This is a genomic window from Marinifilum caeruleilacunae (genome assembly GCF_013141825.1).
Lineage (GTDB): Bacteria > Bacteroidota > Bacteroidia > Bacteroidales > Marinifilaceae > Marinifilum > Marinifilum caeruleilacunae.
Window position 1 is genome coordinate 1 of sequence record NZ_RZNH01000127.1, and the last position, 632, is coordinate 632.

A 632-nucleotide genomic window follows, 5' to 3' on the forward strand; every position below is an offset into this window, starting at 1 on the left:
TGAATACAGGCAATTACAACAGTTCAATATCAAGCTGTCCTTTTTCACCAGCATAATTTTTAGCACTACTATATTTCCAGTGATGTGCCTCTTCCACAAAACCTGCATCTACCGGATTATTATGAATATAATTTAACTTCTCTGTTATAACCTGGTTACTCCACAATTCTATAGGTTTGTTATTTTGTTGCCAAAACTGACGGTGCACTATATTACTATTTCCCTTACCTGCACGTTGCATCATCCATAATAACCACTCTTTTCTACTTTCTTGTGGGTTTTCTTCTATCATTTTTTGTATTTGCTTTGATGAATAGACTTTAAACTCCTTAAGCAATTTACCAGGATTAGAATCTCCATCATTAAATATTAAATGCAAATGACTTGGCATGATACAATAAGCAAAAAGACACATTCCTTTATACTTACAACAATATTCTAAGCTTTCTGTAATGACTGCAAAATATTGCTCACGAACAAATACATCTATCCAATATACCGTTGCAAAACTTACAAAGTACAAGCCTTCTCTATTGTAAAATTTATACTTTCTACTCAAACTACTCTCCTTTTCAATTGCTCAATTAAGATAGAAATAGTTAATTTAACTTAAAAGGAATTTTGTTATCGTT

The 632-nt window shown here is 31.5% G+C and carries 1 protein-coding gene; it reads right to left on the reverse strand.

Features of this window, described 5'->3' with window-relative positions; translation table 11 throughout:
* Positions 1–13 precede the first annotated feature (13 nt).
* On the reverse strand, positions 14–559 hold the full coding sequence (locus tag ELS83_RS21755; protein WP_171597636.1) for an REP-associated tyrosine transposase: 546 nt from the start codon (positions 557–559) through the stop codon (positions 14–16).
* Between the last annotated feature and the right edge of the window lie 73 nt (positions 560–632).